The following is a 13,638-nucleotide window of genomic DNA, read 5'->3' as shown; positions in this document are numbered from 1 at the left end:
CGCGCGCGAGTCCGCGATGACATACGAGAGACAACCATGTCACCTTATATTGCAGAGTTCATCGGCACAGCGATCCTCGTGCTGCTCGGCAACGGCGCGGTCGCAAACGTGCTGCTTGCAAAGACCAAGGGCAAAGGCGCGGACCTGATCGTGATCGTGATGGGCTGGGCGATGGCCGTATTCGTCGCCGTCTACGTGACCGCGTCGTTCAGCGGCGCGCACCTGAACCCGATCGTCACCATCAGTCTCGCGCTCGCGGGCAAGTTCGCGTGGTCGAAAGTCGGCGGCTACATCCTCGCGCAGATGCTCGGCGGGATGGCGGGCGCCCTGCTCGTGTGGCTCGCGTATCGCCAGCACTTCGCGAAGGAAGCCGATGCGGACCTGAAACTCGCGGTGTTCTGCACGGCGCCCGCGATCCGCAGCGTCACGCACAACGTGCTGACCGAAGCGATCTGCACGTTCGTGCTGATCCTCGGCGTGCTGTACCTCGCGTCGCCGCAGGTCGGCCTCGGCGCGCTCGACGCGCTGCCCGTCGGCCTGCTCGTGCTCGGCATCGGCATTTCGCTCGGCGGCCCGACCGGCTATGCGATGAGCCCCGCGCGCGACCTGTCGCCGCGCATCATGCACGCGCTGTTGCCGATCCCCGGCAAGCGCGACAGCGACTGGCGCTATGCGTGGGTGCCCGTCGTCGGCCCGCTGCTGGGCGGCGCCGCGGCGGCCGGCCTGTACCTGCACCTGCACGCGATGGCCTGATCTCGGCCTGACCGAAGCGCGCGGCCGCTACCGCCGCGCGCTTCATGCTCCTTTCTTCGCGTCTCCCCCGCCACGTTCACGCTACTGGTCGCCCCCGGCCGACACCGGCGAATTCCGCCTCACGCCCGCATCCGCCACGGCCGCCGGGTTCACGTCGCTCCCGCGTTCGACCAGCATGCCCGCCACGCGCATTTCCTCAACGAACCCCGCCGCGCGGCCGAATCCGCGCGCGGCATCGGGAAAACTTGCCGAAGCGTCACGCGGCACGCGCGTGAAAGCACGTATGATGGCGAATTGATCTGCGTCGCCGACATTCCGCTTCTTCACCACCATGCTCGATCACCTCATCTGCGACTGCGACGGCGTGCTCGTCGACAGCGAAGTCATCGCCGACCGCGTGCTGCTCGAAACGCTGTCCTCCACGTTCCCGAACATCGATTTCGAAGCCGCCGCGAAGTCGGCGTTCGGCCAGCAGACGTCGCGCTTCCTGACCGGGATCGAATCCCGCTTCGGGATCGAGATGCCCGCCAACTTCATCGAAACGATCGAGCACAACATCGAGAGCGCGCTGGCGCAATCGCTCGCGCCGATCACCGGCGTGCGCGACGCGCTGCTGCAGGTGAGCCTGCCGGCGGCCGTCGTGTCGAACAGCCGGCTCGCGCGCGTGCGCAGCTCGCTGAAGCGCGCATCGCTCACCGAGATCTTCGGCGATCGCGTGTTCAGCTCCGAGCAGGTGCCGCGGCCGAAACCCTACCCCGACGTCTACCTGCATGCGGCGCAAACGCTCGGCGTCGCGCCGGCGCGCTGCATCGTCGTCGAAGACAGCGTGTCCGGGCTGAATGCCGCGCGTGCGGCGGGCATGAAGACGATCGCGTTCGTCGGCGCGAGCCACATCCCCGACAACTACGCGGACGCGCTGCGCGCGATGGGCATCACGCGGATCATGCGCAGGATGGACGAGCTGCCGGCGTTCGTCGAAGCCGGCATGCGCGGCGAATTCGGGGACGTACAGTCCTGACGGTCGTTCAGGCCCGGTCAGGCTGACCGGGCCTGTCCGGCGTGCGCCGCTTCACGCACGCCGCGCCACGGGCGCATGAACGCGCCCGCTTTCCCCTTCCCTTCACTCAGGCCGGTTCGCAGCAGCGCTCGCGCGCGGCGGCCAGCGCCTCGCGGAACTCGACGAGTTCCGCGATCGTCAGCATCGGCAGCCCGTGCCGTTGCGCGAAACGCTCGACATCGTCGCCGCGCGTCATCGTGCCGTCGGGATTCATCAGCTCGCACAACACGCCGGCCGGCTTCAGGCCCGCGAGGATCGACAGGTCGACCGTGCCTTCGGTGTGACCGCGGCGTGCCAGCACGCCGCCCGGCTGCGCACGCAACGGAAACACGTGGCCGGGGCGCACGATGTCGTGCGGCTTCGCCCCTTCGGCGATCGCCGCGCGGATCGTCGTCACGCGATCGGCCGCCGATACGCCCGTATGCACGCCTTCGCGTGCCTCGATCGAGACGGTGAACGCGGTGCCGTTGCGGCTCTCGTTGGTCTGCACCATCGGCGGCAGCTCGAGCGCGCGCACCGTGTCGTCGGTCAGGCACAGGCACACGATGCCGCTGCACTCGCGGATCAGCAGCGCCATCGTCTCGGGCGTGATGCGCTCGGCGGCAACGATCAGGTCGGCTTCGTTCTCGCGGTCGTGGTCGTCCTGCAGCACGACCGCACGGCCTGCGCGCATTGCATCGAGCGCGGCGGCGATGCGCGGCGGCACCGGTTCGGAATCCAGCAACGGGAGATCGGCAAAGGCGTCGGCAGGTGCCGACGAAACGGACATCAAGGACATGTGAAACGCTCCTCGCAAATACGGTTTGGGCGAAAAACGTTTCAGGGCATTGCAAACAGACAGAACGACAACCCGCTTCGCGCATGTGGCGAAGCGGCCCTGGCGGACATGACTATCTGCACATCTTCTCTCATCCGGACTGTGACCGTCGGCTCTGGCATTCGACCAGATCTGCTGACCCCGCGCGGATGCGCGGGCGCTCGCGGGCTCGCCGGCTTACGCCAGCCTACCGCCGGTGGGGAATTTCGCCCCGCCCTGAAGACGCACTGATTGCCGGACGGGACAACCCCGTCAGCGGCGGGCCAAGCATACAACAGCTGCGCGCGCGGCGCAGTGAACTCAAGCTAAAACCTTACCGACGACCCTGTCTAACGGCATCGTCCGAACGGCCGACGAACGACCCGCGATCCCGCGCGAACGACGGGAACGCGGCCCGCTCCGGGCGGCCTGCGCGATCAGCCGGCCGCGTGCGCGGCATGTGCCGCATCGGGCACGAGCCAGCGCGGCGGCACCTCGGGGCTCACCGTCACGCGAAACGCGCGCGCCTCGCTGTCGCCCGGGTTGCGCAGGCTGTACGGCTGGTCGGCGTCGAACACGATCGCATCGCCGGTCGCGAGCAACTGGCGGCGGTCGTGCACGCTGACTTCCAGCGTGCCCTCGCTGACGACGAGGTTGACCGTCGTGCCGGGCGCGCGGCGTGCGCCGGGCTCCGTGTGCAGCGGCGCGATCCGCAGCTCGTGGAATTCGGCCGCGGCCGGCTCGCCTTCCGGATAAAGCGCGCGCGCCGAGAAGCGGCCGTTCGAGCTGACGACGCGCGACGCGCGCTCGGCCGCCAGGTGCTCGAAGCCGTTCACCGCATGGCGGCGCAGGAAGGCGGCGACCGAAACCTTCAGCGCCGCGGCGATCTTGCAGAGGACCTTGATCGACGGCACGCTGCGCGCCGACTCGATCTGCGCGAGCATCGCTCGCGACACGCCGGACAGCCGCGCGAGCGCATCGAGCGACAACTGCCGCTCGGCACGCAACCGCGCGAGGTTCACGCCGACGACCTGCTCGAGAACGTCGAGCGACGCGGACGCCCGCGCATCGGCGGCGTCGCCGGACTCGAAGGAAGACACGTCGCGCACGAGCGCCAGGGATGAAGACATAGCATTGCCTCCGGGCCGCTGTGCGGCCCTGCGTATGGGGTAAGCCGGGATGGGGAATCGGGTTGCGCCAGCAACGGCGCGTATCGAAACGCTATCACCCGGCCTTGCACCGGCAAACGAAGTTATCTTCACACCGTTATCAGCATCGCGGAGGAATGCGTTTCTCGCGCCCCGTTTCCTGCCGCTATCGCGTCGCGCCGCGGGGCTCGCTCATTGCGCCGCCGGCGCCGCACCGCGCGCCGGCCCGCGCGTGTCGAGCCGCACCGCGAACCATGTGACGACGAGCGCCGCGAACGTCACCGCGACGGCGACCCACGGCAGCGCATCGAGCGCGAGGCCGTGTTCCAGCGCAAGGCCGCCGAGCCACGCGCCGCCCGCATTGCCGACGTTGAACGCGCCGATGTTGAGCGTCGACGCGAGATGCGGCGCGCTCGCGGCCTTCTCGACCATGCGCGCCTGCAGCGGCGGCACCGTCGCGAACGCGGCGATCCCCCACACGAACACGGTGACGGCGGCCGCGACCGGCAGGTGGCTCGTCTTCGCGAAGACGGCCATCACGGCCATCAGCGCGACGAGGATCGCGATCAGCGACGGCATCAGCGCGCGGTCGGCGAACTTGCCGCCGAGCGTGTTGCCGATCGTCAGCCCCGCGCCGAACAGCACGAGGATCAGCGCGACCGAGCGCGGCGAGAAACCCGACACGGTCTCGAGAATCGGCGCGATGTACGTGAACACGACGAACACACCGCCGAAGCCGAGCACGGTCATCAACAGCGCGAGCCACACCTGCGGCTCCTTCAGCACGCGCACTTCGTGGCCGAGGCCGGCCGGCCCGCTGTCGTGACGGTTCGGCACGAGCGCGGCGACGCCGCCGAGCGCCAGCACGCCGAGCACGGCGACGATCCAGAACGACGCGCGCCAGCCGAGCAGTTGCCCGACGAACGTGCCGAACGGCACGCCGAGCACATTCGACAGCGTGAGCCCCGTGAACATCAGCGCGATCGCGCTCGCGCGCTTGTCGGCCGGCACGAGCGACGCGGCGACCACCGCGCCGATCCCGAAGAACGACCCGTGCGCGAACGACGTGACGACGCGCGCGACCATCAGCATCGCGTAGCCGGACGCGGTCGCGCACAGCACGTTGCCGACGATGAAGATCGCCATCAGCAGCTGCAGCGCGGCCTTGCGCGGCATGCGGCTCGTCAGCACCGCGAGCAGCGGCGCGCCGGCCGCGACACCGAGCGCGTAGCCGGTGACCAGCAGGCCGGCCGACGGCAGCGACACGGCCAGGTCGTGCGCCACTTCGGGCAGCAGGCCCATGATGATGAACTCGGTGGTACCGATGGCGAAGGCGCTGATCGCAAGCGCCAGTAACGGAATGGGCATGACGTTCTCCGAAAAGACGGCGGACGCGGCGTCCGGTCGGTGCCGCACCGCACAAAAGGCAGGATGTGCGCATTGTCCCGAAGACATCGATATTTGATAATTGGCGTGGCGTTTGAACCATTTTCAAATATTTCTGGAAAATCGCATGGACCGACTGGGCGATATCCGGCTGTTCGTCGAGGCGGCCGAACTGGGCAGCCTGTCCGCCGCCGGGCGCAAGCTGAACCTCACGCCGGCCGCCGCGAGCGCGCGCCTCGCGAAGCTCGAGGCGGCGGTCGCCACCCGGCTGTTCGACCGATCGACCCGGCAGTTGCGGCTCACCGACGAGGGCCGCCTGTACCTGAACGGCTGCCGGCAGGCGTTGCAGGCGCTCGACGACGCAAACGCGCTGCTCCAGGCCGGCCGCAACGTGGTCGCCGGCCGGGTGCGGCTGTCGGCGACGTCCGATTTCGGCCGCCGCCGGCTGCTCGACTGGCTCGACGAATTCAACGCGCTTCACCCGGACGTGACGTTCTCGCTGACGGCGTCCGACTCGACGGTGAACCTGTGGCAGGACGAGATCGACCTCGCGATCCGCTTCGCCGCGCCGCCCGACGGCGCGCTGATCGCCCGCCGGCTCGCCGCGGACCGGCGCGTGCCGTGCGCGGCGCCGTCGTTCGTCGAACGCCACGGCGTGCCGCGCGATCCGCACGATCTGGCCCGCTTTCCATGCAACGTGATCACGGTCGCGTCCGGGCCGATGAACACGTGGCGCTTCACGCGCGGCGACGACACGCAGACCTGCACGGTGCCGCTCGCCACCGCGTTCGAGACCAACGACGGCGGCCTCGCCCGCGAATGGGCGCTGCACGGCCGCGGCATCGTGCTGAACTCGATCTGGGATGTCGCCGACGACATCCGCGCCGGGCGGCTCAAGGTCCTGCTGCCCGACTGGCGGCACCAGAGCGCGCCGCTGCACGCGATCTATCCCGGCAAGCGCTACATGGCGCCGCGCGTGCGCGTGCTGCTCGACTTTCTCGCCGAACGCTTCGCGCGCGAGGAAGCCGCGCACGACGACCTGCTGAACGCGTGCCGCTGACGGCCGGCGCATCGCGGCTCGAGGGTCGGAACGCGCCGGCCGGCGTCGCGCGGCCGCAACCCGCCGCCCGTCCCGGGCAGCATGAAAAGCTATAATGGAAAGCTTTCCCGACGGCTTTTCACATGCTGGCTGCGCGCCATCCGCGTGCAGCGCGCGCGGCCGTCCCGATTCACTCTTGACGACGCCCCCAGGTCAACCACTGCGAACGGCGAATCCCCATGACCAAGAAAGTTTACGTAAAGACCTTCGGCTGCCAGATGAACGAGTACGACTCGGACAAGATGGTGGACGTGCTGAATGCGGCCGAAGGCCTCGAAAAGACCGACACGCCTGAAGACGCGGACATCATCCTGTTCAACACGTGCTCGGTGCGCGAGAAGGCGCAGGAGAAGGTGTTCTCCGATCTCGGCCGCGTGCGCGAGCTGAAGGAAGCGAAGCCCGGCCTGCTGATCGGCGTCGGCGGCTGCGTCGCGAGCCAGGAAGGCGCGTCGATCGTGTCGCGTGCGCCGTACGTCGACCTCGTGTTCGGCCCGCAAACCCTGCACCGCCTGCCGCAGATGATCGACGCGCGCCGCGAGAGCGGCCGCGCGCAGGTCGACATCACCTTCCCCGAGATCGAGAAGTTCGACCACCTGCCGCCGGCGCGCGTCGAGGGGCCGAGCGCGTTCGTGTCGATCATGGAAGGCTGCTCGAAGTACTGCAGCTACTGCGTGGTGCCGTACACGCGCGGCGATGAAGTGTCGCGTCCGCTCGACGACGTGCTGACCGAAGTGGCCGGCCTCGCCGACCAGGGCGTGCGCGAAGTCACGCTGCTCGGCCAGAACGTGAATGCCTATCGGGGCGCGCTGGCGGCCGGCTCGTCCGAGATCGCCGATTTCGCGACGCTGATCGAATACGTCGCCGACATCCCCGGCATCGAGCGGATCCGCTACACGACGTCGCACCCGAAGGAATTCACGCAGCGGCTGATCGACACCTACGCGAAGGTGCCGAAGCTCGTGAGCCACCTGCACCTGCCCGTGCAGCACGGCTCCGACCGCATCCTGATGGCGATGAAGCGCGGCTACACGGTGCTCGAATACAAGTCGGTGATCCGCAAGCTGCGCGCGATCCGCCCGGACCTGTCGCTGTCGACCGACATGATCGTCGGCTTCCCCGGCGAGACCGAGGAGGATTTCGACAAGATGATGGCGCTCGTGCACGAGATGAGCTACGACACCAGCTTCTCGTTCATCTACAGCCCGCGCCCCGGCACGCCGGCCGCGAACCTGCACGACGACACGCCGCGCGAGGTCAAGCTCAAACGCCTGCAACATCTGCAGGCGACCATCGAGGAAAACGTCGCGCGCATCAGCCAGTCGATGGTCGGAAAGGTCGAGCGGATCCTCGTCGAGGGCCCGTCGCGCAAGGACCCGAACGAGCTCGCGGGCCGCACCGAGAACAACCGGGTCGTGAATTTCCCGGCGCCGCTCGCATCGCACCCGCGCCTGATCGGCCAGATGATCGACGTGAAGATCAACCACGCGTACCCGCATTCGCTGCGCGGCGAGCTCGTGCTCGTGAGCGACGACGCGAGCGCGGCCACGCACTGACGTTCCACTGGAGCCCGACGCCACTTTGAAGCCGACCCAAGCACTGGAATTCGTCGCGCCGCGCGACGACAACGCGCGCCTCGCCAACCTCTGCGGCCCGCTCGACGAGAACCTGCGGCAGATCGAACAGGCGCTCGACGTCACGCTGTCGCGACGCGGCCACCGGATCGCGATCCGCGGGCGCGGCGCCAAGCTCGCGCTCGCCGCGCTCGAGAACTTCTACAACCGCGCGCGCGATGCGCTGTCGGTCGACGACATCCAGCTCGCGCTGGTCGAAGTGCGCCATACGGGCGGCAACGGCCGCCAGGACACGATCGACGTGCGCTTCCGCGGCGACCCCGACCATCCGTTCGACGACCCCGTCGTCCAGCTCGACGCCAGCGAGCCGGACGAGGAGCCCGCGCCGAAGCTCTACACGCGGCGTGCCGACCTGCGCGGCCGCACGCCGGCGCAGCGCGAATACCTGAAGCAGATCCTGTCGCACGACGTGACGTTCGGCATCGGGCCGGCCGGCACCGGCAAGACCTACCTCGCGGTCGCCTGCGCGGTCGACGCGCTCGAGCGCGATCAGGTCAAGCGGATCGTGCTGACGCGCCCGGCCGTCGAGGCCGGCGAGCGGCTCGGCTTCCTGCCGGGCGATCTCGCGCAGAAGGTCGATCCGTACCTGCGTCCGCTGTACGACGCGCTGTACGACCTGCTCGGTTTCGACAAGACGGCGAAGATGTTCGAACGCCAGATGATCGAGATCGCGCCGCTCGCGTACATGCGCGGCCGCACGCTGAACCACGCGTTCATCATCCTCGACGAGGCGCAGAACACGACGCCCGAGCAGATGAAGATGTTCCTCACGCGGATCGGCTTCGGCTCGAAGGCGGTCGTGACCGGCGACACGAGCCAGGTCGACCTGCCGCGCGGCCACAAGAGCGGCCTCGTCGAGGCGCAGCAGGTGCTCGGCGGCGTGCGCGGCATCGCGCTCACGCGCTTCACGAGCGCGGACGTCGTGCGCCATCCGCTCGTCGCGCGCATCGTCGAGGCGTACGACGAATTCCACGCGCAGCACCAGGACGGCTGACCGGCCGGCGGCACCTGCACGCCGCCCCGGCCTGACAGCCCGGCCCGGCCCGCCAGACGGCGCGCCGGGCTTTTTTTCGCCTGCGTGAATTCGGGTGCGATCGGCCGTTTGGTGTATCCTCAACGCGTCCTAATCGCCGCACGCGTCATGAAATCCTCCCGTTCCCGCAAGTCCGGGCGCGCCCAGTCCGCCGCGCCCGCCTCCCCCCGCCTTTCGCTGTTCGATGCGAAAGGCAAGGCCCGGACCGTCAACGCGCAAGGGCTGCGCATCGACTTCCCCGACGGCCGCAGCCTGATGTTCGACCTGTCGGGCAGTTCCGGGGAAGCCGCCGTCGCGATCGTCGCGCAGCACAACGATCCGGCCATGCGCGCGAAGATCGCGCTGCAGCCCGAGCACTACGACAGCGTGACGCTGCACGTGGGCGCCGAGCCCGCACCGCGCGAGGACGACACCGAAGACGCACTGCGCGAGCCGGAACTCGACCTGTCCGTGCAGTACGGCGACGAGATCACGAGCGACGTGCGCAAGACGCTGCCCAAGCGCAAGCTGATCGCCGAATGGCTCGAACCGGCGCTGTTCGCCAGCGCGCAGTTCACGGTGCGCTTCGTCGGCGAAGAAGAAGGCCGCACGCTGAACGCCGGCTACCGCCACAAGGACTATCCGACCAACGTGTTGACCTTCGCGTACGACGCGGCGCCCGACGGCACCGTGATCGGCGACCTCGTGCTGTGCTGCCCGGTCGTCGAGAAGGAAGCGCACGACCAGGACAAGCCGCTCACCGCCCATTACGCGCACCTGCTGGTGCACGGCGCGCTGCACGCGCAGGGCTACGACCACGAGACGAGCGACGAGGACGCAGCCGAAATGGAAGCGCTCGAAGTCGACATCCTCGCGAAGCTGGGCTTCCCGAACCCGTACCAGTAAGCCGTCCGCACGATGCGCAACGCCGCGACGCTCTCGCCCGCCTACCCGCCGTCGATCGGCGACGGGCGCCTGCTGACGGAAGACGAACTCGCGGCGTCGCTCGCGCACACGATGCGCGACTGGGACGGCCGCCAGGATCTGTGGCTGTTCGGCTATGGCTCGCTGATCTGGAACCCGGGGCTGCCGACCGTCGCAGCCATACGCGGCAAGGTGCACGGTTATCATCGCGGGCTCTACCTGTGGTCGCGCGTGAACCGCGGCACACCCGAACGCCCCGGCCTCGTGCTCGCGCTCGATCGCGGCGGCTCGTGCTCGGGCATCGCGTTCCGGCTCGCCGGCCCGACCGCGCAACCGCACCTCGAAACGTTGTGGAAACGCGAGATGCCGATGGGTTCGTACCGGCCCGCGTGGCTGCCGTGCTCGCTCGAGAACGGCGAGCGCGTGAACGCACTCGCGTTCGTGATGCGCCGCGAAGCGCCGACCTATACGGGCAAGCTGTCCGACCCCGTCGTCAAGGAAGTGTTCAGTTGCGCGGCCGGCCGCTACGGCACGACGCTCGACTACGTCAGCCGCACGGTCGACGCGCTGCGCGCGAGCGGCATCCCCGATCGCGCGCTGGAAGGGCTGCTCGCGCGATGCCGGTGACGCGGCACGGCGCCCGGCTCGCCGCCACGCGCTGCCGCGCCGTGGGCACATTCTTGCGAGGGCAAGACCGATGAAATCGTCTCGCTGGTCGCGTTGCAGGGTTGCCGCGCTGATCGTCGCCGCGAGCGTCGCGCTGTCCGGCTGCGGAATACTCGGCTGCGGCGGCGCCGCGACCAACGGCGCGGCCGCCGGCGGCTGCTCGGCCGGCATGCGGTTCTGAACCGCGGCCGGGCGAAGCCCGCGTGCGGCAGAATGCCGCCGCTCACCGCCTCGGCCGAACGCTTTTCCGCGTCACGGCTCCGCTTCCCCTCCGCACCCGTTTTTTTCGCCGCTGCCCTGCCGCCCTTTTCTGGGATAGGATGGACGCGAGGACGATGTCGCGCCCGGCGCGGCCGTCCGAGAGGGGGCTCGTACGCGCTGCCCACCCTGGCCGTGCGGCCGGTGTGACACGGTCGCGTCGTGCCCTTGGTGTATCCTTGCCTACTCCGTGACAGCGCGCTCCGGCATGACCCGGGCGCACCACCATGAACGATTCGTATCCCAGTCGTAAGCCAACCGACAAACCGCAAGAAAAGCGCTCGCTGCTCGAGCGCCTGACCGACTTCATCTCGCCCGAGCCCGAATCCCGCGGCGAGCTGCTGGAAATCCTCCAGGACGCCCACGAACGCAACCTGATCGACGCCGATTCGCTGTCGATGATCGAAGGCGTGTTCCAGGTGTCCGACCTGTGCGCGCGCGACATCATGGTGCCGCGTGCACAGATGGACGCGATCAATATCGCCGACAAGCCCGAGGATTTCATCCCGTTCGTCCTCGAAAAAGCGCACTCGCGCTACCCGGTGTACGAGGAGAACCGCGACAACGTCATTGGCGTGCTGCTCGCGAAGGATCTGCTGCGTTTCTACGCCGAAGAGGAATTCGACGTGCGCGGGATGCTGCGCCCGGCCGTGTTCATTCCCGAATCGAAGCGCCTGAACGTGCTGCTGCACGACTTCCGCGTGAACCGCAACCACCTCGCGATCGTCGTCGACGAATACGGCGGCGTCGCGGGCCTGATCACGATCGAGGACGTGCTCGAGCAGATCGTCGGCGACATCGAGGACGAATACGATTTCGACGAGGAAGCCGGCAACATCATCTCGGGGCCCGACGGCCGCTACCGTGTGCGTGCGCTCACCGAGATCGAACAGTTCAACGAGACGTTCGGCACCGATTTCCCGGATGACGAAGTCGATACGATCGGCGGGCTGATCACGCATCATTTCGGCCGCGTCCCGCATCGCGGCGAGAAGCTGCAGCTCGGCAACCTCGTGTTCGAGATCCAGCGCGGCGATGCGCGCCAGGTCCACGTGCTGCTGGTGCGCCGCAACCCGCTCGCCAGCCGTCGCGCCGAAACCTCGCACGAGGACTGACCGTCGCGCGCCAGCCGCGCGTTCCACAACCGCTCGCCCACTTTCGCTTCACATGGACGATCCGATCCTGTCCCGCCCGGCTGGCGGCCTTCTCGCGCCGCCTCCCGGGCGCGCGCTGCCGCGCTGGCACTACCCGGCCGCGCTGCTCGCCGGCGCCGCCAATACGCTCAGCTTCGCGCCGACGCCGCATGGCGGCTGGCTGCAACTCGTCGTATTCGTCTGGTTTTTCGCGCAGCTCACGCGCACCGCGAGCTGGCGCAGCGCCGCGCTCACCGGCGGCGCGTTCGGCTTCGGCAACTTCATCAGCGGCATCTGGTGGCTCTACATCAGCATGCACGTCTACGGCGAGATGGCCGCGCCGCTCGCGGGCGGCGCGCTCGTGCTGTTCTCGCTGTACCTGTCGCTGTACCCGGCGTTCTCCGCCGGGCTGTGGTCGTTCTGCGCAGGCCATGCGTGGCATCGCCGCACGCCCGACCCGAGGCCGTTTTCGCCGACCTGGCACGGCGCATTCGCATTCGCGAGCGCATGGGCACTCGGCGAATGGCTGCGCGGCACCGTCTTCACCGGCTTCCCGTGGCTCGCAAGCGGTTATCCGCAGGTCGACGGCCCGTTCGCGGGCTTCGCGCCGGTCGCCGGGGTGTACGGGATCGCGTGGGTGCTCGCCTTGTTCGCCGCGCTCGTCGTGCAGGCGCTCGCCGCCGCCCGGCCGTCGCCGCTCGCCGAACCCCGTGCCGGCAATGCGCGCGTGCGCATCGCCGCGCCGGCCGGCATCGCGGTCGCGCTGATCGCGGCCGGTCTCGGGCTGTCGCAGGTCACGTGGACCGTGCCCGCGAACGCGCCGCTCACCGTGCGGCTGCTGCAGGGCAACGTGAAGCAGGACATCAAGTTCGAGGAAGCGGGCATCGACGCGGCGATCAAGATGTACACGCAGATGATCGTCGAGAAGCCGGCCGACCTGATCGTCACGCCCGAAACCGCGATCGCGGTGATGATCCAGGAGTTGCCCGAGCCGTTCGCCGTCGCGATCCGCAAGTTCAGCGACACGACGGGCTCGGCCGTGCTGTTCGGCGCGGTCGGCGCATCGGTGACCGAGGACGGCCACTACGTCGACTATACGAACAGCCTGTACGGCGTGACGCCGAATTCGCGCGACATCTATCACTACGACAAGCACCACCTCGTGCCCTTCGGCGAATTCATCCCGTGGGGCTTCCGGTGGTTCGTCGACCTGATGAAGATGCCGCTCGGCGACTTCGCGCGCGGCGCGCCGGTGCAGAAGCCGTTCCTCGTGCACAACCAGCCGGTGATGGCCGACATCTGCTATGAGGACTTGTTCGGCGAGGAAATCGCCGCGACGATCCGCGACAACCCGCAGCCGCCGGGCGTGCTCGTCAACGTGACGAACCTCGCGTGGTTCGGCGACACGATCGCGCTCGACCAGCACCTGCAGATCGCGCGGATGCGCTCGCTCGAGACGGGCCGGCCGATGCTGCGCTCGACCAACACGGGGATGACGGCCGCGATCGATGCGCGCGGCCGCGTGCTCGGCCAGCTGAAGCCATTCACGATCGGCTCGCTCGACGTACGGATCGAAGGCACGAGCGGCTTCACGCCTTACGTGACGAGCGGCAACAACATCGTGCTCGCGGTGTCGTTCGTACTGCTCGCGTTCGGCTTCACGTTCGGCCCCGGGCTGCGCCGGCGCAACGGCCGGAACAACGGCGACGCCCCGCCGAAATGATGCGGCACACCGCCGCCGCGCAGCGCGTGGTGGCGGCCGGCGCATGCAGCGG

General features: G+C 68.7%; 14 protein-coding genes and 1 riboswitch. Of the genes, 10 read left to right on the top strand and 4 right to left on the bottom strand.

The window, feature by feature from the left end:
- Positions 1-36: 36 nt before the first annotated feature.
- Positions 37-753 (top strand): MIP/aquaporin family protein, encoded by a 717-nt coding sequence (locus ABIC51_RS23660; protein WP_021160162.1) that lies wholly within the window; start codon positions 37-39, stop codon positions 751-753.
- An 81-nt stretch (positions 754-834) separates the two neighbouring features.
- Here the strand turns inward: ABIC51_RS23660 and ABIC51_RS40860 are convergent, their stop codons facing one another.
- A complete protein-coding gene (locus tag ABIC51_RS40860; RefSeq protein ID WP_425126817.1) occupies positions 835-1,086 on the bottom strand; it encodes a hypothetical protein in 252 nt (83 codons plus the stop codon).
- Here ABIC51_RS40860 and ABIC51_RS23650 point away from each other — a divergent pair.
- Positions 1,085-1,771: an HAD family hydrolase gene (locus tag ABIC51_RS23650; RefSeq protein ID WP_060174897.1), complete on the top strand. Its 687-nt coding sequence runs from the start codon at positions 1,085-1,087 to the stop codon at positions 1,769-1,771. The two genes, ABIC51_RS40860 and ABIC51_RS23650, sit on opposite strands and share 2 nt — an antisense overlap.
- A 106-nt stretch (positions 1,772-1,877) precedes the next feature.
- Here the strand turns inward: ABIC51_RS23650 and ribB are convergent, their stop codons facing one another.
- The 3 genes from ribB to ABIC51_RS23635 form a co-directional block, all read right to left on the bottom strand.
- Complete coding sequence (gene ribB, locus ABIC51_RS23645; protein WP_027789183.1) at positions 1,878-2,588, bottom strand: 3,4-dihydroxy-2-butanone-4-phosphate synthase; 711 nt, start codon at positions 2,586-2,588, stop codon at positions 1,878-1,880.
- Between the two features lie 118 nt (positions 2,589-2,706).
- Positions 2,707-2,855, bottom strand: a riboswitch (FMN riboswitch).
- Between the two features lie 188 nt (positions 2,856-3,043).
- On the bottom strand, positions 3,044-3,736 hold the full coding sequence (locus ABIC51_RS23640) for a helix-turn-helix domain-containing protein (RefSeq protein ID WP_021160158.1): 693 nt from the start codon (positions 3,734-3,736) through the stop codon (positions 3,044-3,046).
- Positions 3,737-3,946: 210 nt separating this feature from the next.
- The gene (locus ABIC51_RS23635; protein ID WP_354006649.1) at positions 3,947-5,122 is read right to left on the bottom strand and encodes an MFS transporter; all 1,176 of its coding nucleotides are present in this window, start codon (positions 5,120-5,122) and stop codon (positions 3,947-3,949) included.
- A 145-nt stretch (positions 5,123-5,267) separates the two neighbouring features.
- Here ABIC51_RS23635 and ABIC51_RS23630 point away from each other — a divergent pair, with 145 nt between their 5' ends.
- From ABIC51_RS23630 to lnt, 8 genes are all read left to right on the top strand, one after another.
- A complete protein-coding gene (locus ABIC51_RS23630) occupies positions 5,268-6,200 on the top strand; it encodes a LysR family transcriptional regulator (RefSeq protein WP_301761679.1) in 933 nt (310 codons plus the stop codon).
- A 218-nt stretch (positions 6,201-6,418) separates the two neighbouring features.
- Positions 6,419-7,792, top strand: a complete 1,374-nt coding sequence (gene miaB / locus ABIC51_RS23625) for a tRNA (N6-isopentenyl adenosine(37)-C2)-methylthiotransferase MiaB (RefSeq protein WP_027789180.1) — start codon at positions 6,419-6,421, stop codon at positions 7,790-7,792.
- A 25-nt stretch (positions 7,793-7,817) separates the two neighbouring features.
- A complete protein-coding gene (locus tag ABIC51_RS23620; protein WP_059699926.1) occupies positions 7,818-8,864 on the top strand; it encodes a PhoH family protein in 1,047 nt (348 codons plus the stop codon).
- A 147-nt stretch (positions 8,865-9,011) separates the two neighbouring features.
- Positions 9,012-9,788 (top strand): rRNA maturation RNase YbeY, encoded by a 777-nt coding sequence (ybeY, locus tag ABIC51_RS23615; RefSeq protein WP_027789178.1) that lies wholly within the window; start codon positions 9,012-9,014, stop codon positions 9,786-9,788.
- Positions 9,789-9,800: 12 nt separating this feature from the next.
- Positions 9,801-10,433: a gamma-glutamylcyclotransferase gene (locus ABIC51_RS23610; protein ID WP_027789177.1), complete on the top strand. Its 633-nt coding sequence runs from the start codon at positions 9,801-9,803 to the stop codon at positions 10,431-10,433.
- 70 nt (positions 10,434-10,503) lie between these two features.
- On the top strand, positions 10,504-10,653 hold the full coding sequence (locus ABIC51_RS23605) for a hypothetical protein (RefSeq protein ID WP_167562603.1): 150 nt from the start codon (positions 10,504-10,506) through the stop codon (positions 10,651-10,653).
- Positions 10,654-10,957: 304 nt separating this feature from the next.
- Entirely contained in the window at positions 10,958-11,845 is an 888-nt protein-coding gene (locus tag ABIC51_RS23600; protein WP_021160150.1) for a CorC family transporter, read from the top strand.
- A gap of 52 nt (positions 11,846-11,897) precedes the next feature.
- The gene (lnt, locus tag ABIC51_RS23595; protein ID WP_059688778.1) at positions 11,898-13,586 is read left to right on the top strand and encodes an apolipoprotein N-acyltransferase; all 1,689 of its coding nucleotides are present in this window, start codon (positions 11,898-11,900) and stop codon (positions 13,584-13,586) included.
- Positions 13,587-13,638: the final 52 nt, after the last annotated feature.

The organism is Burkholderia sp. 572 (assembly GCF_040545135.1).
Taxonomy (GTDB): Bacteria; Pseudomonadota; Gammaproteobacteria; order Burkholderiales; family Burkholderiaceae; genus Burkholderia; species Burkholderia cepacia.
Note: the sequence above shows the minus strand (reverse complement) of the source record. Positions and strands in the feature narration are given on the sequence as shown.